This is a genomic window from Actinoplanes sp. CA-030573, from assembly GCF_050951115.1.
GTDB lineage: Bacteria > Actinomycetota > Actinomycetes > Mycobacteriales > Micromonosporaceae > Actinoplanes.
On the sequence record NZ_CP192038.1, the window covers coordinates 6818739 to 6844221 of the forward strand.

Annotated in this window: 19 protein-coding genes; 10 read left to right on the forward strand and 9 right to left on the reverse strand. The window is 72.0% G+C overall.

Annotated features, from left to right (window positions below; all coding sequences use genetic code 11):
- Positions 1-63 precede the first annotated feature (63 nt).
- The 7 genes from ACQP2F_RS31425 to ACQP2F_RS31455 all read left to right on the forward strand — a co-directional run bounded on the left by ACQP2F_RS31425 (position 64) and on the right by ACQP2F_RS31455 (position 10567).
- On the forward strand, positions 64-1203 hold the full coding sequence (locus tag ACQP2F_RS31425; RefSeq protein WP_433307671.1) for a zinc-dependent alcohol dehydrogenase: 1140 nt from the start codon (positions 64-66) through the stop codon (positions 1201-1203).
- A gap of 9 nt (positions 1204-1212) precedes the next feature.
- Positions 1213-1776, forward strand: coding sequence for a hypothetical protein (locus ACQP2F_RS31430; protein ID WP_433293762.1), 564 nt, complete (start codon positions 1213-1215; stop codon positions 1774-1776).
- Positions 1777-1874: 98 nt separating this feature from the next.
- Positions 1875-4733 carry a glycoside hydrolase family 3 C-terminal domain-containing protein gene (locus ACQP2F_RS31435; protein ID WP_433293765.1) on the forward strand — a complete coding sequence of 953 codons (2859 nt, stop codon included), beginning with the start codon at positions 1875-1877 and terminating at the stop codon, positions 4731-4733.
- A 45-nt stretch (positions 4734-4778) separates the two neighbouring features.
- Positions 4779-6230 (forward strand): APC family permease, encoded by a 1452-nt coding sequence (locus ACQP2F_RS31440; protein ID WP_433293767.1) that lies wholly within the window; start codon positions 4779-4781, stop codon positions 6228-6230.
- A gap of 181 nt (positions 6231-6411) precedes the next feature.
- Positions 6412-7590 (forward strand): hypothetical protein, encoded by a 1179-nt coding sequence (locus ACQP2F_RS31445; RefSeq protein WP_433293769.1) that lies wholly within the window; start codon positions 6412-6414, stop codon positions 7588-7590.
- Between the two features lie 134 nt (positions 7591-7724).
- Positions 7725-9698, forward strand: a complete 1974-nt coding sequence (locus ACQP2F_RS31450) for an ABC1 kinase family protein (RefSeq protein ID WP_433293771.1) — start codon at positions 7725-7727, stop codon at positions 9696-9698.
- Between the two features lie 185 nt (positions 9699-9883).
- Positions 9884-10567, forward strand: coding sequence for a siderophore-interacting protein (locus tag ACQP2F_RS31455; protein WP_433293773.1), 684 nt, complete (start codon positions 9884-9886; stop codon positions 10565-10567).
- Positions 10568-10577: 10 nt separating this feature from the next.
- Here the strand turns inward: ACQP2F_RS31455 and ACQP2F_RS31460 are convergent, their stop codons facing one another.
- Positions 10578-13001 (reverse strand): transglycosylase domain-containing protein, encoded by a 2424-nt coding sequence (locus tag ACQP2F_RS31460; protein ID WP_433293775.1) that lies wholly within the window; start codon positions 12999-13001, stop codon positions 10578-10580.
- Positions 13002-13077: 76 nt separating this feature from the next.
- The gene (locus ACQP2F_RS31465; protein WP_433293777.1) at positions 13078-13869 is read right to left on the reverse strand and encodes an SAM-dependent methyltransferase; all 792 of its coding nucleotides are present in this window, start codon (positions 13867-13869) and stop codon (positions 13078-13080) included.
- 39 nt (positions 13870-13908) lie between these two features.
- Between ACQP2F_RS31465 and ACQP2F_RS31470 the strand changes: the two genes are divergently transcribed.
- Positions 13909-14685 carry an esterase/lipase family protein gene (locus tag ACQP2F_RS31470; RefSeq protein WP_433293779.1) on the forward strand — a complete coding sequence of 259 codons (777 nt, stop codon included), beginning with the start codon at positions 13909-13911 and terminating at the stop codon, positions 14683-14685.
- A 157-nt stretch (positions 14686-14842) separates the two neighbouring features.
- On the opposite strand, the gene ACQP2F_RS31475 is transcribed toward ACQP2F_RS31470, so the two are convergent.
- Genes ACQP2F_RS31475 through ACQP2F_RS31485 form a run of 3 tightly spaced genes read right to left on the reverse strand, consistent with a single transcriptional unit; the run spans position 14843 to position 17690 of the window.
- Positions 14843-15676 carry an ABC transporter permease gene (locus tag ACQP2F_RS31475; RefSeq protein WP_433293781.1) on the reverse strand — a complete coding sequence of 278 codons (834 nt, stop codon included), beginning with the start codon at positions 15674-15676 and terminating at the stop codon, positions 14843-14845.
- On the reverse strand, positions 15673-16584 hold the full coding sequence (locus tag ACQP2F_RS31480; RefSeq protein ID WP_433293783.1) for an ABC transporter ATP-binding protein: 912 nt from the start codon (positions 16582-16584) through the stop codon (positions 15673-15675). Before ACQP2F_RS31480 ends, ACQP2F_RS31475 begins: the two co-directional genes overlap by 4 nt.
- Positions 16581-17690 carry a hypothetical protein gene (locus tag ACQP2F_RS31485; RefSeq protein ID WP_433293786.1) on the reverse strand — a complete coding sequence of 370 codons (1110 nt, stop codon included), beginning with the start codon at positions 17688-17690 and terminating at the stop codon, positions 16581-16583. The genes ACQP2F_RS31480 and ACQP2F_RS31485 overlap by 4 nt, the downstream gene beginning before the upstream one ends.
- A 72-nt stretch (positions 17691-17762) precedes the next feature.
- Here ACQP2F_RS31485 and ACQP2F_RS31490 point away from each other — a divergent pair, with 72 nt between their 5' ends.
- Entirely contained in the window at positions 17763-21263 is a 3501-nt protein-coding gene (locus ACQP2F_RS31490; protein WP_433293788.1) for a ricin-type beta-trefoil lectin domain protein, read from the forward strand.
- Positions 21264-21323: 60 nt separating this feature from the next.
- Entirely contained in the window at positions 21324-22079 is a 756-nt protein-coding gene (locus tag ACQP2F_RS31495) for a DUF72 domain-containing protein (protein WP_433293790.1), read from the forward strand.
- Here the strand turns inward: ACQP2F_RS31495 and ACQP2F_RS31500 are convergent.
- From ACQP2F_RS31500 to ACQP2F_RS31515, 4 genes are all read right to left on the reverse strand, one after another.
- Positions 22060-23295 carry a L,D-transpeptidase gene (locus ACQP2F_RS31500; RefSeq protein WP_433293792.1) on the reverse strand — a complete coding sequence of 412 codons (1236 nt, stop codon included), beginning with the start codon at positions 23293-23295 and terminating at the stop codon, positions 22060-22062. The two genes, ACQP2F_RS31495 and ACQP2F_RS31500, sit on opposite strands and share 20 nt — an antisense overlap.
- A gap of 124 nt (positions 23296-23419) precedes the next feature.
- Entirely contained in the window at positions 23420-24403 is a 984-nt protein-coding gene (locus ACQP2F_RS31505; protein WP_433293794.1) for a hypothetical protein, read from the reverse strand.
- Entirely contained in the window at positions 24403-24951 is a 549-nt protein-coding gene (locus ACQP2F_RS31510; RefSeq protein WP_433293797.1) for an RNA polymerase sigma factor, read from the reverse strand. Before ACQP2F_RS31510 ends, ACQP2F_RS31505 begins: the two co-directional genes overlap by 1 nt.
- Complete coding sequence (locus ACQP2F_RS31515; protein WP_433293799.1) at positions 24948-25421, reverse strand: Lrp/AsnC family transcriptional regulator; 474 nt, start codon at positions 25419-25421, stop codon at positions 24948-24950. The genes ACQP2F_RS31510 and ACQP2F_RS31515 overlap by 4 nt, the downstream gene beginning before the upstream one ends.
- Positions 25422-25483 lie beyond the last annotated feature (62 nt).

A 25483-nucleotide genomic window follows, 5' to 3' on the forward strand; every position in this document is an offset into this window, starting at 1 on the left:
CCGGCTCGACGAGGGGTAGCCAGCCGTCTCGTCGACAGGTCCAGGAGGTTCGTCGTGCAAGCAATGGTCTATCGCGGTCCCTACCGCGTGCGGGTGGAGGAGAAGGACCGGCCGTCGATCGAGCACCCGAACGACGCCATCGTGCGCGTCACCCGGGCCGCCATCTGCGGCTCGGACCTGCACCTCTACCACGGGATGATGCCCGACACCCGGGTCGGCATGACGTTCGGGCACGAGTTCATCGGCGTGGTCGACGAGGTCGGGTCGTCGGTCGAGCGGCTGCGGCCCGGCGACCGGGTGATGGTGCCGTTCAACATCTTCTGCGGCACCTGCTTCTTCTGCGCCCGCGGGCTGTACTCCAACTGTCACAACGTCAACCCCAACGCCACCGCGGTCGGCGGCATCTACGGCTACTCGCACACCACCGGCGGCTACGACGGCGGGCAGGCCGAGTACGTCCGGGTGCCGTTCGCCGACGTCGGCCCGTCGGTCATCCCCGACTGGCTGGACGAGGACGACGCCGTGCTGCTCACCGACGCGCTCGCCACCGGCTACTTCGGCGCGCAGCTGGGCGACATCGTCGAGGGCGACGTGGTGGTGGTCTTCGGCGCCGGGCCGGTCGGCCTGTACGCCGCGAAGTCGGCCTGGCTGATGGGCGCCGGCCGGGTCATCGTCATCGACCACCTCGACTACCGGCTGGCCAAGGCGGCCGAGTTCGCGCAGGCCGAGACCTACAACTTCGCCGAGTACGACGACATCGTCGTGCACCTCAAGAAGATCACCGACTTCCTCGGCGCCGACGTGGCGATCGACGCGGTCGGCGCCGAGGCCGACGGCAACCTGCTGCAGCACGTCACCGCGACCAAGCTCAAGCTGCAGGGCGGCTCGCCGGTGGCGCTCAACTGGGCGATCGACTCGGTCCGCAAGGGCGGCACGATCTCGGTGATGGGCGCGTACGGCCCGATCTTCAGCGCGGTCAAGTTCGGCGACGCCATGAACAAGGGCCTGACCCTGCGGATGAACCAGTGCCCCGTGAAACGGCAGTGGCCGCGCCTGTTCGAGCACGTGCAGGCCGGTTACCTCAAGCCCAGCGACATCGTGACCCACCACGTTCCGCTCGAGCACATCGCGGAGGCGTACCACATGATGTCGTCCAAGCTCGACGGCTGCATCAAGCCGATCATCGTCCCGAACGGCGCGTGAGGAGACACCGTGGCCTACACACCGGACAAGCCGAAGCTCGCCGAGACCAGCGACCAACTACGGGCCCGCATCCCCGGCTGGGGTGCCGACCTCGACCCCAAGGACCGGCCGTCGGTGCCGCGCGAGCGGTTCGACCCCGGCTTCGCCGGCGCGCACTGGGAGTTCCCGGACCGCCAGGTCGAGGAGTGGCCGCGGGAGCGGTCGATCGAGCACAAGTTCCTCACCCTGGTCTTCGGGACCGTGGCCCCGCTCCACGGCCTCTCCGGCCGGATCCGGCGGTACGCGTACGACCGCTACAGCGAGGGCCGCGCCGCCCACTGGCTGCTCCTGCTGGCCGGTGACCGGGTCGACGTGCTGGAGAGCCGCCTGCGTGCGCTGGCGAGCGGCAAGCCGGATCGGCTGATCCACGAGACCGGGGTGCGCGCCGAGGTGACCCACCACGGTCTCTCGTCGCGGGCCGAGGGCCGGCGGGTCGATCGGCGGCACCACCCGATGGACCCGATCGTCGTGGCGGCACCCTGGCTGATCGGCGCCGCGGTCGCGTACGGGCTGATCCGCCGCCTGCGGCGCTGACCTCGCGGTTCCGGAACCGTTCCGGAACCGCATTCATCTTCCCCGATGGGTCGGGAGGCGGTGATGCTGAGGGCGTCCCCGATCCCCCGGAGTCCCCCGTGTCCCGAAAAATCAGACCTGTCGTCCGGCGTGCGCTCGCCGTCTTCGCGGCAAGCGCCACCGTCGCGGTCGGCGGCGCCCTGGCCGTGAGCGTCTCCCCCGCTCGCGCCGCCGACCAGCCCTGGATGAACACCGCCCTCGCCCCCGGCGACCGCGCCAACGCCCTGCTCGCGGCCATGACCCAGGCCGAGAAGCTCACCATGCTGCACGGCGGCGGCAACTGCGGCTACGCCGGCTGCATCCCGGCCAACACCCGGCTCGGCATTCCCGCCCTGCGCCTGCAGGACGGCCCGCTCGGCGTCGGCGACGGCGCCACCGGCGTCACCCAGCTGCCGGCCCCGGTGGCCGGCGCCGCCTCCTGGGACACCGTGCTGATGCGGCAGTACGGCGAGACCCTCGGCGCCGAGCAGTGGGGCAAGGGCACCAACGTGGTGCTCGCGCCGACCATCAACATCGTCCGCGACCCGCGCTGGGGCCGGGCGTTCGAGTCGCTCGGCGAGGACCCGTACCTGGCCGGGCAGATGGCCGCCGCCGACATCCAGGGCGTGCAGAGCCAGGGCCCGATGGCGCAGGTCAAGCACTACGCCGTCTACAACCAGGAGACGCGCCGCAACACGCTCGCCGACAACGCGATCGTCAGCGACCGGGCCGAGCGCGAGATCTACCTGCCCGCGTTCGAGACGTCCGTGAAAAGCGCCGACTCGGTGATGTGCTCGTACTCGGCGATCAACGGCGCGTTCGGCTGCGAGAACGGGCCGCTGCAGAACCAGATCCTCAAGTCCGGGTGGGGCTTCGACGGCTTCGTCACCTCCGACTGGGGCGCCACCCACTCGACCGTGGCCTCGGCCAACAACGGCCTCGACATGGAGATGCCGGGCGCCGACTACTACGGCACGGCACTGACCAACGCGATCTCGGCGGGGCAGGTCACGCCGGCGACCATCGACGATCACGTACGCCGGGTGCTGACCCCGATGTTCCGGCGTGGCCTGTTCGACCACGCCCAGACCGGCTCGATGTCCGCCGTCGTGACGTCGGCGGCGCACACGGGCGTGGCCCGCCAGGTCGCCGCGGCCGGCAGCGTGCTGCTCAAGAACGCGAGCAACGTCCTGCCCCTGCCCGCGACCACGAAGAACATCGCCGTCATCGGCACGCCGATGTATCAGGGCGGAGGCAGCGCCGCCGTCAACGCGTCGGCGACCGTCTCGCCGTACCAGGGAATCGTCGGTCGCGCCGGCACCGGGGTGACCGTGACCTACTCGCCCGGCACCGCGTCGAGCGGCATCACCGGCATCGGCGGCAAGTGCATCGACGTCGCGGCCGCGAACACCGCCAACAACACCACCATCCAGCTGTACGACTGCAACGGCACCAACGCGCAGACCTGGACCCAGAACGCTGATGGCACGTTCCGCGCGCTGGGCAAATGCATGACCGCCCAGGGCTCGGCCAGTGGCGCGAAGGTGCAGCTCTACGACTGCAACGGTGGCGCCGGGCAGAAGTGGACCGCCACCGGCGGCACGCTGGTCAACCAGGGACTGTGCCTGGACGCGACCGGCCAGAGCTCGGCCAACGGCACCCCGCTGCAGCTGTGGACCTGCACCGGCGCCGCCAACCAGAAGTGGACGCTGCCCAGCGGCGGTGGCCACGACGCGGCCGTGACCGCCGCCCGGGCCGCCGACGTGGCCGTGGTCTTCGTCGGCAAGTTCGAGTCGGAGGGCTCCGACCTCGCCGACATCACCCTGCCGGCCGACCAGAACCAGCTGGTCACCGACGTCGCCGCGGCCAACCCGAACACGGTCGTGGTGGTCAACAGCGGGTCGGCCGTGACCATGCCGTGGGCCGGCAGCGTGCGGGGCATCGTCGAGGCCTGGTACCCGGGCCAGGAGTACGGCAACGCGATCGCCGCCCTGCTGTTCGGCGACGTCAACCCGAGCGGCAAGCTGCCGGTAAGCTTCCCGGCCGCGCTCACCGACGTGCCGGCCCGCACCACCGCCCAGTGGCCCGGGCAGAACAACACGGTCCAGTACTCCGAGGGCATCGACGTCGGCTACCGCTGGTACGACCGGCAGAACATCGCCCCGCTGTTCCCGTTCGGCTTCGGCCTGTCCTACACCACCTTCCAGTACGGCAACCTCACCGTCGGCACCCCGGACGGCGCCGGCACCGTGGCCGTCTCGTTCGACGTCACCAACACCGGCACGCGCGCGGGCGCCGAGGTGCCGCAGGTCTACGTCGGCCAGCCGGCGAGCACCGGCGAGCCGCCGAAGAACCTGCGCGGCTTCACCAAGGTCAGCCTCGCGGCGGGCCAGACGCAGCGGGTCACGGTCACGCTGGACGCCCGCAGCTTCCAGTACTACGACGGCGGCTGGCGGACCGCGGCCGGCACCCACCAGATCATGGTCGGGGCGTCGTCGCGCGATGTCCGGCTGACCGGCTCGGTCGCGCTCGGCGGTTCCACGGGCACGGCTCTCCCGCGTACGGGATGGACCGCCGCCGCCGTCCCGACCAGCGCGACCGACGTCCCCGCCCGGATGCTCGACGGCAACGCCGCCACCCGGTGGAGCTCAGGAACGCCGATGACCAACGGCAACACGGTCACGCTCGACCTCGGCGCCGCCCGGACGTTCGGCCGGCTCACCATGGACTCGGCCGGCAGCACGCTCGACTACGCCCGCGGCTACACGGTCGCGGTCTCCACCGACAACGCCACCTGGCGCACGGTGGCCACCGGGACCGGCACGTCGGCGCTGATCTCGGTGGCGCTCGGCACCCAGACCGCCCGCTACCTGCGGATCACCCAGACCGGCTCGGCCGGCTCCTGGTGGTCGATCGCCGAGCTCAACCTGTACTCCTGATCATCTTGCCGGATTGGTGCGCATCGTCCGGGGTACCCGCGCGGTATGACGGTGATGCGCACCAAGCCGGTCGAGGACGTGCTCGGGCAGGAGACCCGCCTGCGCCGGCGGCTGGGCCCGCTCGACCTGATGGGCTTCGGGATCGGCATCGTGATCGGCACCGGCATCTTCACGCTGACCGGGGTCGAGGCGCAGGACCACGCCGGGCCGGCGGTGACCGTCTCGTTCGCACTGGCCGGCGTGGTGAGCCTGCTGGCCGCGTTCTGCTACGCCGAGCTGGCCTCCAGCGTGCCGACCGCGGGCAGCGCCTACACCTACGCGTACGCGACGATGGGCGAGCTCGTCGCCTGGATCATCGGCTGGGACCTGGTGCTGGAGTTCGCGCTCGGCGCCGCGGTCGTGGCCCGCGGCTGGTCCGGCTACCTCGCCGAGCTGTTCGGGCTGCCCGGCACCTTCTTCGGCGAGTCGAGTGTCGTCAACGTCGGGGCCATCGGCATCACGCTCGTGCTCGGCGCCGTCGCCACCGTCGGCATCCGCCAGTCGTCGCGGGTGACCAACGCGCTGGTCGTGGTCAAGGTGAGCATCTGCGTCTTCGTCGTCATCGTCGGGCTGTTCTTCGTCAAGGCCGCGAACCTGACACCGTTCGTCCCCCCGGCCCGTCCCGCCGCGGCCGGCGACTCCGGTCTGGCCCGGCCGCTGTCACAGGTGCTGTTCGGGCTCGAGCCGTCCGCGTTCGGCATCGCCGGGGTGCTGACCGCCGCCGCGGTGGTGTTCTTCGCGTACACCGGCTTCGAGGCCGTCGCCAACCTCGGCGAGGAGACCCGCCGCCCGAGCCGCGACCTGCCGCTGGGCCTGTTCGGCACGCTCGGCATCTCCACGCTGCTCTACGTCGCGGTCTCGTTCGTGGTGGTCGGCATGGTGGACTACCGCCGCATCGACCCCGGCGCCCCGATCGCCTCGGCGTTCACCGCGGTCGGCGCCGACTGGGCGTCGACGCTGGTGTCGATCGCCGCGGTGGCCGGCCTGACCAGCGTCATCCTGGTCGACATCGTGGCCATCGGCCGCATCGGCTTCGCCATGGCCCGCGACGGCCTGCTGCCCGCTCCGGTGGGAGCGGTGCACCCCCGGTGGGGCACGCCGTACCGGCTGACCGCCGCGATCACCGTCGGGGTCGCCGCGCTGGCCGGCTTCGTGCCGCTGTCGTCGCTGGCCAACCTGGTCAGCATCGGCACGCTGTTCGCCTTCGTCATCGTCTCGGTGGCGGTGCCGGTGCTGAGGCGCACCCGGCCGGCGCTGAAGCGGCCGTTCCGCGTGCCGCTGTCGCCGCTGGTCCCGATCGTGTCGGCGCTGGCGTGCCTCTACCTGATGACCAACCTGTCGATCGAGACGTGGTTGCGTTTCCTGATCTGGATGGCGCTGGGCCTGATCCTGTACTTCTCCTACGGACGCCGGCACAGCCACCTGACCGACGAAGCAGCGGTGCGCCCGAGCCGGTAAGCCACCCCGGGTAACGGCCGCCCTTGTGGACATCGGCGCGGAAATCTCGTACCCCTCCCGTAGTCACGGGTGGGGTTGTATGTTCCGCCGTCGTGCCCACCCGCGGGTGGGATGGCGATTCGCTCACGGGTGCGCTGCAATGGCTTGGTCCGCGACGCGACCAGCCTCAGAAGGGCAGCCGGTGGAGGTGCAACCGCACACTGTCCTGACCGCCGCCGAGGCCGAACGCCGATTCGCCGACCTCGGTATCCCCACGCTGATCCGCGACTACGGCCTGACCAGGCACGTCCTGCCGCGGGCGCTGCCGTTCTTCACCGGGGCGGCCCTGTTCATCTACGTGATGACGATCGCCGAGGTGAGCCGCAACTCGTACCTGTTCGGCGGCTTATTTGTGGCGGCGCTGGTCCTGTGGTGGGCGCTCCGGGCCGGCTCGCGTCACCGATCGGTGCGGGTGACGTCCTTTCTGCTGTGGATCAGCTGGCCGTTGGTCCTTCCGGTCGTCTTCGCCCTCGCCCGCCTGCCGGTTGAGCTTAGATTCACCACGCCGCCACCGTCTCTCCGCGACGGCGGGTTCACCGCGAAAAGCTCCGTGAGCCTGGCCCGGACGGCGGAGACCATGGCCTTCTATGCCGGGCAATGGGCGGTGGTCACCATCGTCGCTGTGGTCGTCACCTGGTTCGGCGTCCTCCGGCTGCTGGGCCGCGGACGCACCCACCTCCACCGGCACGCCGAGGGAAGCCTCGCCCGGCAGGCCCGGACCCTGCCCGCGATGGCGCTCTTCATCCTGTTCTTCTTCCTCAACCCCGACGTCTGGCAGGTCGCCGACGGCCTCACGCCGTTCCGCATGGTCCTCACCCTGCTGCTCCTGATCGCGGTGATCCTCGTCGCCGGGGCGGCGGAGGCCACGGACCTGCGGGCGGAGCTTCAGAGAGACGCCCCGGACCCGCCCCCGCCGCTGCTCCTCTCCCAGCAGCTCAACCTCGCGCTGGCGCTCGGCATGCGGCAGATCGCGCGGGCCGCCTGGGTCGGCGCCGGCGTCTTCGCGTTCCTGATGGTGCTCGGCGCCATCACCATGCCGCCCAAAACGATCACCGATGGCTCGGCACCGGCGCTCCCACCGCCTCACCGCCGTCGGCGTGGGGCTCCATGGCCAAGGTGGCGCTGCTGCTCGCCGGCGTCGCCGTCATGTACTTCGCCGTCGACACGGCCGCCCGGCCGCAACACCGGAAGGAGCTGGTCGCCGATGTCGCCGCCGAGCTCGACCGCCCGCTGCGGCTCTACGCCGCGTACATCTCTGAGGTGGGAGCTCCGGACCCCCGCCGGATCGACAACGTCGTCTGCCGGTTCGCCGGCCGGCTGATCGTCCGCGTGCTGGAGAACGTCGCCGGAGTGATCTTTGCCGGAGGCCGCTCCGCGTCCCGCGAGCGCTGAACGGGGCAGACGAGCGCTGAACGGGGCAGAAAGAACGCACCCCGGCCGATATCGTCTGCCGTCGTGACCCGGACACTGTCGGTACTGCTGTTCATCGTCGTCGTCGTGGTCACGGTGGCGGCGTTCGCGGCGGTCATCCGGCGGCTGCTCGGGGTGCGGATCGGGCCGGTGCGGGCGCTGCTCGCCGGGGTGCTCGCGCTGTTCGTCACGGCGCCGGTTCTGTCGGCCATGGCGCCGGCCGATCCGGCTTCGATCGGCACCGGCGAAGCTCTCCTTCTCGGCGCCACGGCGGTCATCGTGGCCGCGCTGCTGGCCATGGCCGCCGTCGTGATCCTCGAGGTGCTGCTGCCGACCGGGTCGCTGCCGGGGCCGGTCGAGGCGTGGAAGGGGTGGCGGCGGCGGGTCGCGCGGGCCCGGCGCTACGCGACGATCGTGCGCATCGCGCTGCGGCACGGGCTCGGGCGGTTCCTCCGCGGGCGGCCGCAGCGCGGGCCCGAGTCGGCGGCGGCGCGGCGGCGGCTGGCCCGGTCGTTGCGGGACGCGCTCGACGAGGGCGGCGTCACGTTCATCAAGATCGGGCAGCTGCTGTCGACCCGGCGCGATCTGCTGCCGGCCGAGTTCGTCGACGAGCTCACCGCCCTGCAGGACCGGGCCGCGCCGGTGCCGTGGGCGGAGGTGTCCGAGGTGCTGGCCGCCGAGCTCGGGCGGCCGGTGGGCGAGGCCTTCGCCGAGATCGACCCGGAGCCGATGGCGGCCGCGTCGGTGGCGCAGGTGCACGCGGCCCGGCTGCCCGGCGGCGAGCGGGTGGTGGTCAAGGTGCAGCGGCCGGGCATCGCGGGCGTCGTCGAGCGCGACCTCGACATCCTGCTGCGGCTGGCCACCACGCTCGAGGAGCGCACGGCCTGGGGACGGTCCCTCGGCGTGCGCGGGCTGGCCCTGGGCTTCGCCGAGGCGTTGCGCGAGGAGCTGGACTTCACCGTCGAGCGGGACAACCTCCAGGCGATGGCGGCGGCGCTGGCGGCGTCGCCGGACCGGGGCGTGACGGTGCCGGAGGCGTACGGGCGGATAAGCTCCGAACGCGTGCTGGTGATGCGCCGCCTGCCCGGCACACCGCTCGGCTCGGCACACGATGTGCTCGCGGCGCTGCCCGGCGAGCGGCGCGCGACCGTGGCGGCCGGCCTGCTCGACAGCATGCTCGACCAGATCCTGGTGCACGGCCTCTTCCACGTCGACCTGCACCCGGGCAACCTGCTGATCGACGACGACGGCGCGCTGGGCATGCTCGACCTCGGCTCGGTCGGCCGGATCGACGGGGTGACGCGCGGCGCGATCGGCCGCCTGCTGCTGGCGGTCGGCCGCGGCGACTCGGTGGGCGTGAGCGACGCGCTGCTGCAGCTGCTCGACCGGCCGGAGACCATCGACGAGCGCGATCTGCAACGCGTGGTGGGCGCGCTCATCGTCCGATTCGCGGGACCGGGTGGGAGCGCCGGCGTCGCCGCGATGACCGCGCTGATGAGGACCTTCACCTCGTACGGGCTGGGAGTCCCGCCGTCGGTGGCCGCCGTGTTCCGCGCCGTCGCCACGCTCGAGGGCACCCTGGCGCTGGTCCGGCCCGGCTTCGACATCGTCGGTGAGGCGCGCGCGGCAGGCATGCGACGGCTGGCCGAGACCATACGCCCGGAGAACGTGCGCGGCGTGCTCGAAGAGGAACTGGCCACGCTCCTGCCGGTGCTGCGCGCCCTGCCGCGACGCATCGACCGCATCGGCGAGGCCGTCGAGCACGGCCGGCTGCGGCTCAACGTCCGGCTCTTCGCCGACGACCAGGACCGGCGGCTGGTCACCGGACTGCTGCACCAGGCGCTGCTCACCGTGATCGGCACCGCCGCCGGCGTGATGGCGGCCCTCCTGCTGGGCGCCGGCGCCGGTCCGCGGGTGAGCCAGGGCGTCGGCCTGTTCCCGCTGCTCGGCTACGGCCTGCTGATCGTCGCGGTGGTGCTGGTGCTGCGCGTCCTGGTTACGATCTTCCGTCATGAGTAGCGCTTCCGCCGCGGGCGCGGCCCTGAGTGCGGCCCTGGGCGCGGGCCTGGGCGCGGGCCTGGGCGCGGGCCTGGGCGCGGGCTTGGGCGTGGGCCTGGGCGCGGGCTTGGGCGTGGGCCGGCTTGCGAGCAGGGCGACCGCCGGTGCGTAGGCCGAGGTCGCGTCTGCCGGTCCGGGTGCGCGCGGTGACCGACGTGACGCCGGCCATGCGCGAGATCGAGCTGGCCGGCCCGGATCTGCCCCGCCTGCGCCCGCGCCCCGGCGCCCACCTGGTGGTGCACGTCCCGGCGGGCAACGGCGCCGCCCGGCGGGTCTACTCGATCTGGACCCACCGCCCCGGCTCGGCCGCCCTGACCATCCGGATCGCGCTGCACCCGGCCGGCGGACCCGGTTGCGACTGGGCCCGCGGCGTCGAGCCCGGCGACCGGATCGCCGTCGAGCCCCCGCGCAGCAAGATCACCGTCGACGAGCGGGCGCCGTTCCACCTGTTCGTCGGCGACGAGACCGGCGCCGTCCCGCTGCTGGCGATGCGAGCGGCCGCGCGCGGGCCGGCCTTCGGCGTCTTCGAGTCGACCGGCGCCGCCGACGAGGTCCCCGCCCCCGCCGTCGCCGCCCTGGACGGCGTCCCGCCGCTGCCGTGGGTGCACCGGGGCGCCGCCTCCCCGGTGGCGTCCCGCGTCCTGCTGCGCGCCGTGCAGGAGCTGGAGTTGCCCTCGGCTTCCGGCACCGCCTACGTCGCCGGCGAGAGCGACACGTGCCGCCTCATCCAGCGTCACCTGATCGAGCAGCGAGGGTGGCCTCGGCGTTCGGTGCTGACCCAGCCCCAGTGGAAGACCGGCCGCCCCGGCTTCGGCGCCGGCGACGACTGAGGCCGGTGACCTAGCGCGGGGGCTTGCCGCCGTTCTTCTTGTCGCCGCCCTTCGGGCCGGGAGTGCCGCCGCCGCCCGGGTTGGGGGCCGCGTCCTTGGCGATCTCCATGATGATCTGGGTGTTCTTCGGCGCCCGGCCGCTCGGGCTGGTGTCGGCGACCGTGCCCGGCGGGCACGTCGAGGTCACCTGGCCGCCGGTCGTCGGGATGAAGCCGGCGCCCTTCAGCTCGGCGGTGGCGTCGGCGACGCTCGTGCAGCTCACGGTGGGGACCGAGACCAGGTCGCCGGTGGCGACCTTGGTGTCGCCCGGCTTCGGGAACTGGACCTTGGGCTTGCCGTCCATGAAGTCGGCGACCGTGTTCCAGACCGCGGGGTTCACCACGCCGTGCTTCATGTGCTGGGTGGTCTGCGGCCAGTCCGGGTCGGCCAGGTAGCCGGCCACCACGATCGAGGTCGTGCCGAGGATCAGGGCCGCCGTCTTCTCGCTGTCGGTGGTGCCGGTCTTGCCGAAGACGGGGTGCTTGACGACGCCGTGCGACTGCGGGGCCGTGCCCGAGCCGCCGCAGCTGCCGAGCTGGGCCGAGTCGCCGACCGGGCAGCGGGCGGCGTCGAGCGCGGCCCGGGCCACGTCGGCGGAGACGACCCGGCGGCACTGCGGGCTGCCGACGTCGATCTTCTCGTTGTCGCGGTCGACGATCTCCTTGACCGGCGTCGGCGCGCAGTACCGGCCGTCGGCGGCCAGCGTCGCGTACGCGTTGGCCAGGTCCAGCGGCGTCGACTCGGAGACGCCCAGCGTGAACGCGCCCCACTGCTCGGCGCTGCCCGGCGCGGCCAGCGTCGCGTCGTTCGAGGCGCGGAACTGGATGCCGAAGTCCTGGGCCGTCTGCACCACGTTGCCGGCGCCGACCTCCTCCTCGAGCGGCACGAAGTACGTGTTCACCGAGTGCCCGAACGCCGACCACATGTTGTACGTGCCGGCCTCGCTCTCGCCCGCGTTGCCCGGGCAGTAGAAGTGCGTGCCGGGGCAGGCGGCCGGGCTGCTCGGCTCGACGATGTAGTGGGTCTTGGCCACCACCCCGGCCTGGATCGTCTTGGTCAGCGGGATGCCCTGCTTGAGGGCCGTCACCATGGTGAACATCTTGAACGTCGAGCCGGCCTGGTAGCCGTCGACGTCGCCGCCACCGGTGACGATCGGGTTCGTCGTGTTCGGGTAGGTGCCCTTGAGGTGGCGCGCGGCCTTGGCCGGGTTCGACGAGATGTGGTTGTGCGACTCGTCCAGCTTGAACGTGCGGTTCGCGGCCAGCGCCAGCACCTGGCCGGTGCCGGGCTGCACCGCGGCCAGCATCAGCGCGTCCTTGTTGCCGTTCTGGATCTGCTGGTGGATGCGTTTGTACGCGGAAGCGGTCGCCTTGACGTCCATCGACGTGACGATCCGGTAGCCGCCGTTGTTGAGCCGCTGCTCCCGGTCGAAGGTCGACGCCCCGAACGCCTGCTGACTGTTCCACCAGCGGGTGAAGTAGTCGCAGAAGAAGCCCCACTCGTTCTTGTTGACCGAGACGCAGCCGTTGCCGACCTTCTTCACCTGGCGCGGGATCGGCTCCTTGAGGGCCTTGTCCTCCTGCGCCTTGGTGATCGCGCCGATGGTGACCATGCCGTCGAGCACGTACTTGCGGCGGTCCACCGTCTTCGCGTACCCGCTGGGGGTGGTGGGGTTGAACTCGGTCGGGCCCTTGACCAGGCCGGCCAGCACCGCCGACTGCGAGATGTCGAGGTCCTTAGGGCTCTTCTGGAAGTAGATCTGGCTCGCGGCGTAGATCCCGTAAGCGCCGTTGCCGAACGGGGCGATGTTCAGGTAGCGCTCGAGGACCTGCTGCTTGCTCATCTCCTTCTCGATCTGGATCGCGTACTTCATCTCGGTGATCTTGCGTTTCGGAGTGTCCTCGGTCGCGGCGACCACCTCCCGGGGGTTGGTCGCCGAGTAGGCCAGCGCCATCCGCACGTACTGCATGGCCAGCGTCGACGCACCCTGCCGGTCGCCGCCCTGCGAGTCGTTGACGAACGCGCGGACCGTGCCCTTGAGATCGACGCCGCCGTGCTTGTAGAAGCCGCGGTCCTCGGCCGCGATGATCGCGTTCTGCATGTTCGGCGAGATCTGCGACAACGGCACATCGCTGCGGAACTCGTCGTACATGACCGCGATCTGCGTCTTGTTGTCCGACGCGTAGATCCGGGTGATCTGCGGCGAGGCGAACGCCTTGATCTGGCTGGGCAGCGCGGCGAAGGCCTGATCGCCGGCCTTCACACTGAGGCCGGACATCGCGGCGGCCGGGAAGACCGCGGCGGCGACCACCACCCCGGCGAGCAGGCCGCAGATCAGCAGCGATGTCGCGTTGGTGAAGATGTTGTGATCACGGGGGCGGAACCAGGAGGACACTCAGGCACCTTAGTAATTGCCGCTGTGAAGTCAATGTGAGTTACAGCTTCCCCGTGGAGCCGGTCACAAAACAGGTTCAACCCTTCCGGGCGACCGCCGCCCAGATGTTGGCGTCGCGGCGCTCGGGGATCGGGCCGCCGTCGGACCGCCACTCGGCGACCGGCACGATTCCCGGCTCGACCAGCTCGAGACCCTCGAAGAACCGGGCGAACTCCGCGCGCGTACGGAACCGGAAGTCCACGTTGTGCGCGCGGTTCGTCGCGTTCGCCGCCTCGACCTGCTCGGCCGGCCAGAAGTCGCCGGTGGCGTGGCTGAGCGCCAGGTAGCTGCCGGACGGCATGGCGTCGACGATCGACCGGATCGCCGGGTAGGCCACCGCATCGTCGGTGACCAGGTGCAGCACGGCGATCAGCAGGACCGCGACCGGCTCGCGCAGGTCGAGCGTCGCGGTCAGCTCGGGCGCGCCCAGGATCGTGGCCGGCTCGCGCACGTCGGCGGCGATGTAGGCGGTGCGGCCCTCGGCCGAGCTGGTCAGCAGGGCGCGGGCGTGGACCAGCACGAGCGGGTCGTTGTCGGTGTAGACGATCCGCGACGCGGGGGCGATCAGCTGGGCGACCTGGTGGGTGTTGTTGGCGGTCGGCAGCCCGGTGCCGATGTCGAGGAACTGCCGGACCCGGGCCTCGGCGGTCAGGAAGCGGACGGCCCGGCCGAGGAACAGCCGGTTCATCCGGGCGGCGACCCGGATGGCCGGCACGCGGCGTTCGAGCTCATCGCCGTACGCCCGGTCGGCCTCGAAGTTGTCCTTGCCGCCGAGCCAGTAGTCGTAGACGCGGGCGACGTGCGCCTTGCTCGTGTCCAGCTCCTCCATGCCGCGTCACCCTAGCCCAAGCCGGGGCATGATGAGGGGGTGTCACCACGTCGGCGGTTGCTGCTGCTCGGTGTCGCCGCCGCCGTGGTCGTCGCGCTGCTGGTGGTGGCCGGTGTCCGCCTGCTCGGCGGCGGCGACAGCGGCGTCCGGCCGGACCAGGCGCAGCCGGGGACGGTGCTGCTGGTGCCGGGTTACGGCGGCAGCCGCACCGCGCTGACCGAGCTGGCCGGCCGGTTGCGCGATGCCGGGCGCACCACCGACGTGCTGACGCTGCCCGGCGACGGGACCGGCGACCTGCTGGCGCAGGCCGAGACCCTCGATGCGGCGGTACGCGCGGCCGTGCGCGCCGGGTCGCCGTCGGTCGACGTGATCGGCTACTCGGCCGGCGGCGTGGTGACCCGCCTGTGGGTCGACCGTCACCACGGCGCCGAGGTGGCCCGCCGGATCGTCACGCTCGGGTCGCCCCTGCACGGCGCCCGGATCGCCGGGGTCGGCGCGGCGCTGGCGCCCGACGCCTGCCCGCCGGCGTGCCGCGAGCTGGCGCCCGGCAGCGACCTGCTGGACAGCATCGACGGCGCGCTGCCCGACCGCCTGCCCTGGCTCTCGATCTGGACCGAGAACGACGAGACTGTGCAGCCCCCGGACTCGGCCCGCCTCGACGGCGCGGTCAACGTGTCGTTGCAGGCCATCTGCCCCGGAGCCCAGGTCGCGCACGGCGACCTGCCGACCGACCCGGCCGTGACCGCCCTGGTGCTGCGGGCGCTCGGCACCGAGCCGCTGACCGAGCCGACCAGCTGCCCGACGAGCGCGGGTTAGGTTCAGAACGTGACTGCAACCGCAGCAAGGCGCTCGTGTCCGGGACGCCGGCCCACGCTGACCTCACGTAGCCGTCGGAGCGCTGGCGTCGGCCCCCACCAGGCCCGAGCCGGACGAGCCCACACGATCGCGTGGGTCGCTGAATGCGCCGGGTCGGTCAGTTCGCGATGTCCTTCGTCAGGAAGTTCGCCCACGCCGCGCCCAGCAGCACCACCAGGTAGACCAGCTGGATGCCGGCGCCGCGCTCGATGTCGCGCCACAGGACCGGCTCGCGGAAGAAGTCGACCCAGGCCAGCCAGTAGCGCGTCGGCAGGTAGGGCCGGATCGCCGCCGCCGCGTCCAGGGTCACCAGCACCTGGCTGGTGACCAGCACGGCCAGCGCGCCCATCGCCGCGCCCAGCGCCGAGTCGGTCACGGTCGAGAGGAACAGCGCGATCGCCGCCACCCCGAGCATCGAGACCACGATGTAGGCCACCGTCCCGAGCAGCCGCAGGACCAGGCCGAACGGGCTGATCGTGACGCCGGACAGCGAGGTCACGTCGGCGGGCAGGGCGACACCGGCGGCGGTCGTCCCGGCCCCGAATAGCAGCAGCCCGGTGACGTACGAGGTGATCAGCACCGCGCCGATCGCGAACAGCACGAACGTCACCAGCGAGATCAGTTTCGCGACCAGCAGCCGGCTCCGCCCGACCGGCCGGATCAGCAGGTAGCGCAACGTGCCGGCGGACGCCTCCCCGGCCACCGCGTCGCCGGCCAGCACCGCCACCGACACCGGCAGGAAGACCGGCAGCACCAGCGCCATCGCCGCCGCTGGATAGAGCGAGCCGTTGCTCAGCACGGCCGACAGGAACGCGCCGCCCTGGCCCGGCGGCGGCGGGATCCGGGTGGTGGCCAAGAAGATCGCGACCACCAGCGGCAGGGCGCAGAGCAGACCGGCGATCACGTACGTGCGGGGCCGCCGGAACAGCTTGGCCAGCTCGACCCGGATCACCCGGCCGCCTCGATCCGGTCGGAGCTGCCCGTCGTCGCCTCGAGGACGACCTGTTCCAGGGTGCGCCGCTCGGCCGCGATCGAGGTGATCGTGACCCCGGCCGCGTTCAGCGAGGCGTTCAGGGCGCCCGGGTCGTCATGCCGTACGGTCAGGATCTCCCCGTCCCGATGCTCGACCCGGCCGTCCAGCAGCGCCACCACCTCCGCCGGCGTCGGCGTGCCGAGGGTGACCCGCCCGGTCGGCGCGCGCAGGTCGTCGAGGTCGTCCTGCAGGACCAGCCGGCCGCGGTCCATCACGCCGACCCGGGTGCACAGCGCGTCGATCTCGGCCAGCAGGTGGCTGGAGAGGAACACCGTGGTGCCCGCGCCGTTGAGCTCGGCCAGCAGGTCGCGGATCTCCCGGATGCCGCGCGGGTCGAGACCGTTCGTCGGCTCGTCCAGGATCAGCAGCCGCGGCTTGCGCAGCAGCGCGCCGGCCAGCCCGAGCCGTTGCCGCATGCCCAACGAGTAGGCGCGGACCGGCCGCCGGTCGATGCCGGCCAGTCCGACGCGTTCCAGCGCCTCGCCCACCCGCGCGCGGCGGCCGCGGCGGGAGCTGCCGGGCCCGGCCGCGTCGAACAGCGCCAGGTTGGTGCGCCCGGAGAGGTTCGGGTACGCGCCCGGCCCCTCGACCATGGCCCCGATCGACGGCAGCACCTCGTGCACCCGCTTCGGCACCGGCTCACCGAGGACCTCGATCTCGCCGCGCGTCGCGAAGACCAGGCCGAGCAGCATGCGTACGAGCGTGGTCTTGCCGGAGCCGTTGGGGCCGAGCAGCCCGTAGCGGTCACCCTCGCGCACGTCCAGATCGACACCGTCGACGGCGACCGTCCGCCCGAAGCGCTTGGTCAGATCCCTGGTGACGATCATGAACTCGCCGCCGTCAGGCCGAGCGCGACCCGGCGCATCAGATCGGGCCCGACCAGCCCGGCCACCAGGTAGGTGCGGTTGCCGGCGCGCACGGCGAGCACGCTGAGCAACCCGGTGGCGAGCACGGCGGCGTCGGCGCCCTCGATCTTCTGCCCGTACGCCGTGATCTGCTCGAATGCCGGCCCGCCGAACCGCCCGGGCACCGCCGCCACGACCACCGACGCCAGCCCGGTCCCGTAGACGCCGGCCGCGGACAGGCCGGCCACGGCGTCGCGGCGGGGCAGTCCGGCCAGCGCCGGCGGCAGCGGCACCGGGCGCCGCCGGTTGATCGCGCTCAGGATGTCCGGCGCCGAGGTCTCGGTGTAGCCGATGCCGTCCCGCGGCTCCGGCGGGGTCAGCACCGCCGGGTCGGGAGCGCCGAAGTGGATCTCGAGGAAGCGGGTGACGAACACCGGCCGGGCGCCGCCCTTCGCGGTGATCTCGACCTGCAGCGGCAGACCGTGCTCGGGGTCGGCCCAGACGTCGACGTGGGCGACGGTGGTGTCCGGGCCGGCCGGGATCAGCCGCAGGCCGGCCGCGTCGACGCCGGCCACCCGCTTGCCGCCGAGGGCCTCGAGCCGGTCCCCGGCCGCCGCGCCGAGAACCCGCTTGACCAGCTCGGGCGGGGTGAGGTCGGCGGCGCGGGGCAGGCGCACCGGCTGGTCGCCGTCGATCCGGGTGAGCCGGTTGTCGCCGAAGTCCCAGGTGAACTGCGCTTCCGGGGTCTGGTAGAGATCGCGCTCGGTGCCCTCGCCGAGCACGTCGACCCGCCAGCGGCCGGGCGCCGCGTACCAGGCGCGCATCTCGGTGGTGCCGCTGACCAGGGCGGTGACCTGGGCGAGGTTGGGCAGGGCGGGCAGCGGCAGCAGGCCGGTGCTCTGCGCGTACCCGTGATAGGCCTGGCCGCCCGAGGCGGCGATGCGGCCGCGCAGCGCGGCCGGCTCGACCGCCGACGCCGGGGCCGGCCACACGGCGATGGTCACCGGCACGGCGACGAGCGCCGCGACGAGCCCTGCGACCAGGGCCCACCGGCGCAGACCCTGCCTGGCGACGACGGTGCGGACCATAGGCCAGCAAAGCTACCCTGCCCGTTCGGGCACAAAATTTATTTTCGTCGATGTTGGGGTTCTCATAGAAAGATGTTCCCCCGTCGCCCGTCCCGCGCACTCGCCGCGGCGGCCAGCGTCATCGCCGCCGGGGCCATCGGCCCGATCGCCACGCCGGCCGCCCCGGCCGCCGCCGCACCCGCCTCCGCCCTCGCCGCCCCCGTCACCGACGGCAACGCCCGCTTCCAGGTCCTCACGCCCACGCTGATCCGCACCGAGTACGCCGGTGACGGCGTGTTCACCGACGCCGCCACCTTCACCGCGATCAACCGGTCCTTCCCGGCCGCCGCCTACACGACCACCGTGACGGCGGACGGCTACCGGGAGATCAGGACCAGCGCGCTCACCCTGCGCTACAAGCAGAACAGCGGGCCGTTCACCGCCGCCAACCTCTCGGTCGCGATCACCGCCACCGGCGCGACCGCCCTCCCCGCGTTCCCCTCGTACTGCACCGTCTCCACCGTCTGCGAGGCGGAGAACGCGCTCTTCCCCGGCTCGGCGACCACCGGCTACGACCACACCGGCTTCACCGGCAGCGGGTTCGCCGCCGGCTTCGAGAGCATCGGGAGCGGCGTCCGGTACGACGTGGACGTACCCACCGCCGGCAGCTGGCGGCTCGCCGTCCGCTACGCCAACGCGGTCGGCAGCGACAACCAGAGCACGACCCGCACGCTGACCACGCACGTCGACACCGGCACCGGGCCGCGCTTCAGCCTGCCGCCGACCGCCTCCTGGGACACCTGGTCGACCGCGTCGGTGACGGTCAGCCTGCACGCCGGGGTCAACACGATCACGGTCAGCCAGGACGCCGGCGACTCGGGCCGGGTCAACCTCGACAGCCTCGCCGTCACGCCCACCGCTCAGACCGGCTATCCGGCCCCCGCCACCGGCCTGCTCACCACCGGCTACGGCGCCGGGCCCACCAGCGCGCTCGGCGGCTGGTACCGGTCGCTGGACAACCTGCCCGGCGGGCTGCCGCCGACGCTGCACCCGGGCGTGCTCAACCGGGGCGGCTGGTATCTGCTCGACGACACCCGGACCGCCCTGCTGCCCCTCAAGGACCGGGTCAGCCACGGCACCCGGCCCTACCAGGACGGCTACTTCTTCGGTTACGGCCAGAACTACAAGCAGGCGCTCAACGACCTCAACGCGCTCACCGGCGGGGCGGCGCTGCTGCCGCAATCCGCGTACGGCGTCTGGTTCTCGCGGTTCTGGGGTTACCGCACCGCCGATTACCAGAACACGCTGCTGCCGGCCTTCCGGAACAACTTCACCCCGATCGACTGGCTGGTGGTCGACACCGACTGGAAGAAGCCGGTCGAGTGGAACGGCTGGAACTGGAACACCGACCTGTTCCCCGATCCGCCGGCGTTCCTGACCTGGACCAGGCAGATGGGCCTGGACGTCAGCCTCAACGTGCACCCGGCGATCGACGGCAGCGACCCGAGGTTCCCGGCCGCCGACGCCGCCGCCGGTGGCCTGCCCGTCCAGTCCGACGGGCACACCCACTACTTCGACTGGGCGAACGCGGCGCACCTCGCCGCGTACCAGGGTCTGCACCAGCCGTTCGAGCAGCAGGGCGTGCGCGCCTGGTGGCTCGACTACTGCGGCGGCTGCGGCGCCTCGATCTCGTCGAACCCGCAGATCGGCGCCGACAACCTCATCAACCAGGCGTACGCCGATCACGACACCGCCCGGGGCCTGCGCGGCTTCGCGTTCAGCCGGATCGGCGGCACCGAGCACGCCACCGGCGACAGCAGCAGCTTCGCCTCCGGGCCGTGGTCGGAGCGGCGCAACTCGCTGGCGTTCACCGGTGACACCTACTCGACCTGGGACACGCTCGCGTACGAGGTCCGGTACACCGCCGCCGAGGGCGCGGCCGGGCTGGCCAACGTCAGCCACGACATCGGCGGCTTCCACGGCGGGCACCTGGCCGACGACCTCTACGCCCGGTGGGTGCAGTTCGCCACGTTCCAGCCGGTCGACCGGCTGCACTCCGACCACGGCGACCGGCTGCCGTGGGACTACCCGGGCGCGGCCCAGGCGAGCGCGTCGCGGTTCCTGCGGCTGCGGGAGGCGCTGGTGCCGTACACGTACACGGCGGCCCGGCAGGCGAACCGGAGCGGCATGCCGCTGGTGCGTCCGATGTACCTCGACTACCCCACCCAGGAGGCGGCCTACTCGGCGACCGGCCAGTACCTGTACGGCGACAACCTGCTCGTCGCCCCGATCACGTCGGCGGCCGGCTCGGCCTCGGTGTGGGTCCCGCCGGGCGCCTGGACCGACTACTTCACCGGCGCCGTCTACACCGGACCGGCGACGGTGACCATGTCGGCGCCGCTGTCCCGGATGCCGGTGCTGGTCCGGGCGGGCGGCCTGGTGCCGATCCGCACCGACTACGTGCACAACCAGAAGGAGAGCGCGGCCACCCAGCTGACCGTCACCGTGGCGGCCGGCGCCGACGGCGCCTACTCCCTCTACGCCGACGCCGGCGAGGGCAACGGCTACCAGTCCGGCCAATTCACCACCACGCCATTGACCTGGACCGACGCCACCCGCACATTCACGGTCGGTGCGACCACCGGCAACTACCCGGGCGCGCCGTCCAGCCGTACCTGGACGCTGCGGCTGTCGAACAGCGCCGCGCCCACCGCGGTCAGCGTCGACGGCACGCAGCTACCCGAGACGGCCTGGTCCTACAACCGGGACAGCCGTACGGTCACCGTCGTCACCGGCGCGCTGCCGGCCGGCTCGGCCCACACGGTCGCGCTGAGCGGGACCGCGACCGACAACCCGGCCACGGGTGAGGTCGTCGGGGTCGGCGGGCTGTGCCTCGACGTGCGCGGCGGGACCGCGGCCGAGGGACAGCCGGTGCAGGTCTGGACCTGCAACCACACGGCCGCCCAACTGATCGGCCACCCGGCCGACGACTCGCTGCGCGTGCTCGGGCGGTGTGTCACCGCCGCGGCCGCGGTCACCACCACGACCTGTGCCGGCGCACCCGGCCAGCAGTGGACGCTGCGGGCCGACGGGACCCTGCGCAACCCCGCTTCGGGCAAGTGCCTCGACGTGCCCGACTCGAACACCACCCCGGGCGCGGCCCAGCTGCAGATCTACGACTGCCTGCACACCGACGGCCAGATCTGGCGGCTGCCGCCGGGCCCGGTCACCGGCCCCGGCGGCCTCTGCGCCGACGTGGCCGGCGCCGACCCGTCCTCGGCCACGCCGGTCCAGCTCTACACCTGCAACGGCTCCGACGCCCAGCGCTGGTCGGCCCCGGGCGACGGCAGCATCCGCGCCTTCGGCAAGTGCCTGGACGTCGCCAACGCCGGCACCGCCAACGGCACCCGCGTCCAGCTCTTCGACTGCAACGGCACCGCCGCCCAGACCTGGACATCGCGCGACGACGGCACGTTGGTCAACGCCCGCTCGGGCCGCTGCCTGGACGACCCGGACAACGCCCAGACCGCCGGCGACCTGCTCCAGGTCTACGACTGCAATACCTCCGCCGCCCAGAAGTTCAAGCTGCACTGACAACCCGCGACGGCCGGTCCCCTGACATGGATCGGCCGTCGCGGGGGAAATCGTGCACCCATGACCGTTCATGTCGGGACCTCGGGCTGGGGCTACGGCCATTGGGACGGCGTGCTCTACCCGCCGGGGACCCGGCCGCCGGGTCGCCTCGAGCACTACGTGCGCCGCTTCCGCACCGTCGAGCTCAACGCCAGCTTCTACCGCTGGCCGCGCACGGCCACGTTCGCCGGGTGGCAGCGCCGGCTGCCGCCCGGCTTCCAGATGTCGGTCAAGGCGCCGCGCGGCCTGACCCACGCCCGGAAGCTGTACGCGCCCGAGGAGTGGATCACGCGGATCACCGCCGGGCTGCACGAGCTCGGCGACAAGCGGGGCGTGTTCCTGGTCCAGCTCGCGCCGCAGCAGCAACGGGACGACGCGCGCCTCGAGTACTTCCTGGACCTGCTGCCGGGCTGGGTCCGCACCCGCACGGCTGTCGAGTTCCGCCATCCGAGCTGGCACGACGATCCGGTGTACGACCTGCTCGAGCGGCGCGGGGTGGCGTACTGCGTGATGAGCGGCGCCCGGCTGCCGTGCGTGCTGCGGGCGACCGCGCCCGTCGTCTACCTCCGCATGCACGGGCCGGACGACGAGCATCTGTACGCCGGGTCGTACGCGCGGGACAGCCTGGCCTGGTGGGCCGACCGGATCGGCGAGTGGACCGGGCAGGGCCGCGAGGTGTACGTCTACTTCAACAACGACGGCGAGGGCAACGCGGTCCGCGACGCCGAGACGCTGTGCGGCCTGCTGCCGGCCGCGGTCAGTGGCCGTACTTGCTGAACGGGACGTTCCAGTCGCCGAGGCCGTCCCACACCGGCAGCGACTTCGGGCTGTTCTTGACCTCGACCACGTCGCCGACCAGGAAGTTCTCGTAGACCCACTTGGCGTCGGCCGGGCTCAGGTTGACGCAGCCGTGCGAGATGTTGGCCGCGCCCAGCGAGTGGTTCCAGGGCGCGGCGTGCAGGAACTCGCCCGAGTACGAGATGCGGGTGCAGTACTCGACGACCTCCGGCGCGTAGTAGTTCGGATTCGCCGGGTCGTCGAGCCCGTAGCTGGCCGAGCTCATGGTGTGCTTGCGTTCCTTGGAGAGCACCACGTGCGGCCCGTTCTGCGTCCAGAAGTGGATCCGGGTGCCGTCCGTGATCGTGGTGTAGCCGCCGCGGCCGTTGCTGCACGCCATGTCGCGCACCATCTTGCCGTCGATGTAGACCTTGGTGCGGTGCGTCCTGTTGTCGCTGATCGCCACCAGCGCGCGGCCGATCGTGAAGTGGGTCCTGGAGTTCGACGCGCCGTAGACGCCCTTGCCCAGGTGCACGCCGAGCGCCTCGACGCTGACCTCGACCTTGGTGCCCTTGGCCCAGTACTTGGCCGGCCGCCAGTGCACGAGCTTGCTGTTGACCCAGAAGAACTTGCCCTCGACCGACGGCGTCGTCTCGACCTTGATCGCCTTCTCGGCCGCGGCCTTGTCGGTCACCGTCCGGCTGAAGGCGACGATGACGGGCTGGCCCACGCCGTACGTGCCGCCGGTCTTGAGAATGCCCATCCCGTTGGCCTGGAAGGTGACCGCCGCGACCGACGTGGGTTTGACCGTCGAGAAGGTGGACGTCTTCTCCACGGTCGCGCCCGAGCCGTCGACGATCGAGGCAGTCACCTTGTACGTCTTGCCGTAGGCGAGATTGCCGGTCGACTTCCAGCTGAGCCCGTCGTCCTGCACCGTGCCGCCGACCTTCTTGCCGCCGGCGACGACGGTGACCGACGCCAGCTTGCCACCCTCGACCGAAACCCTGATCTCCTCGGTCGGCAGCACCTTGGCCGCGCCGGCCCGGGGACTCACCGTCAGCGTGACCGGCGGCGGGGGCGGCGTGTTCCAGGTGCCGACCGGTTCCGTGCTCGCCGATGCCGAGGGACTGCTGGCCTCGGCCGCCGAGCAGCCGGCCGCGGTGAGGCCGGCCGCGGCGCCGAGCGCGCCGAGGAGAACTTTGCGTCGCCGAATCATGACTTCTCTCTCGACTCTCGTCTCTGGCGGAGAGGAATACGGCCGGGCGCATCTTATAGATCAATGTCGCCCGGCGCGATCCCGCTTCTTATGACGGTTGCCGGCCCTGGTTTCGTTGCAGGGGCTACGGCGCCGTCTGGCCCGGCCGATCGACGATGACCATCTTGCGGTAGATCACCTGCCGGAAGAGGTCGCCTTTATGCGTGTACGAGGTGCCGTCGTCGCCGCGGTTCACATGGTCGGCCACCGCGACCAGCCGCTCGCCGATCAGCGTGTACGTCTCCTTGTCGAACAGCAGCTCCTGCGACAGGTAGCCCTCCTCGATCCGGCCGAGACCGATTGCCGGCCGGCCGTCGAGGTTGACGGCGTCCGGGTTGATCCGCATGCCCGGCTGCTCGGCCAGGTAACGGTAGATGGCCGCCTTGACCTCGGGCGGCAGCACGTACTGGCCGGCCATCGCGTCGGGATCCTGGGACAAGCCGCCCTCGGGGTGCTCGAGGAACGCGTCGATCTGCGCGGACGAGGTCAGCTTGACGATCTGCGACCACGGGATGAATCCCCACTGGGACTGGTTGTCGCCCTGCTTGTGCACCTCGAGCCGGCCGTTGCGGATCTCCCCCTGGACCTGGCCGTCGATCCGGTCCCACTTCTGGACGGTCCGGTACTTGGCTTTGCCGGGCACCAGGGCGCCGTTAGGCCGCGCCGACTCGATCGAGGGCGGGTTGCGCATCTGGCGCGATTCGACGTACATGAACTGGGTCGGCTTCGGATCGGTCCAGTTCTCCTGCTCGGCCGTCCACGCCGCGTTCTCCAGCACCTGGGCCGCGCTCACGGGCTTGAGGTACGGAAGGCTTTTCGTCGCCTTCATCGTGGGATTTGCCCGCACGACCGGGCTCTTCTGCTCGGCCGGCTTGTCGATGACCACCGCCACGGCGACGGCCGCGGCCGTGGCCACCCCGACCGCGATCGGCACGCGCCACCAAATTTTTTTGGATTTTGCGGGCTTCGGCGCGATGTGGTGCAGCAGCGCCGCTCGCGCCCGCTGCTCGGCGGCCGGCGACGGGGCCGGCGCGTCGAAGGTCTCTCGGAGCATGCTGATCTCGTCCATCACTCGTCCATCTCGATCTCGGCGCCGAGCGCCTGCCGCATCTCCTGTCGTGCCCGGTGCAACCGGGACCGGGCCGTGCCGGCCGGAATGCCGAGGGCCTCCGCCGCCTCCTGCTGGCTGAGCCCGGCCCAGGCCACCAGCAGCAGCACGGCCCGCACCGGCTCCGGCAGCCCGGCCAGCGCCGTCGCGAGCCGCCCCCGTACGGCCGCCGCGTCGAGGCGGCCGGCGATCGCGTCGGCGTGGAACTCGGTCTCCCGCGGCTCCCGCCCGCCGGCCCGGGCCAGCGCCTTGTAGCGGCGGGACTCGGCGCGCACGTGCCGCGCCACCAGGTTCGAGGCGATCCCGAACAGCCACGGCCGGGCGTCACCCCGGGCCGGGTCGTAGCTCTGCCTCCGGTCGAAGGCGGTCAGGAACGTCTCGGACGCCACGTCCTCGGCCAGGTCCGGACCGAGCCGCCGGGCCACGTACGCGTAGATGTCCCGGTAGTGCCGGTCGAAGACCGCCGTGAAGTGCTCGGGCGCCCGCGGCGCGGTTTCCAGTTCGGTCACGCTCTTACTTCGCCGGAGGGGCGCGATGTGTTCGCGGGCTCGATCTCCTCGAAGACGAGCAGCGTACGTGTGCTGATCACGCCCGCCATCCCCTGGATCTCGTCGAGGACGATGCGGCGCAGGTCGGCGTTGTCGCGCGCGCGGACCAGCAGGATGACGTCGAACTCGCCGCCGACCAGGGCGACGTGCGCGACGCCCGGGAGGCGCCGGAGCGACTCGCGGATCGTGCGCCAGTCGGCCTGCCGCACGTTGAGGGTGAGGTACGCCGAGGTGCCGAGCCCGCTGAGCACCGGGTCGACCTCGGCCCGGAAGCCGCGGATGACGCCGGTCGAGCGCAGCCGCTCGACCCGGGCGTAGGCGTTCGCGCGCGAGATGTGCAGATTCTCCGCGAGCGTACGCATCGACATCCGCCCGTCCTCGGCGAGCGCGTCGAGGATGCGGTGGTCGGTCTCGTCGAGCGCGTCGGCCATCTGTCTCGCCCTCCCCGGTCGTCGCGGCGTGCCCCTGGACGTTTGGCTCCTCATCGGCGCGG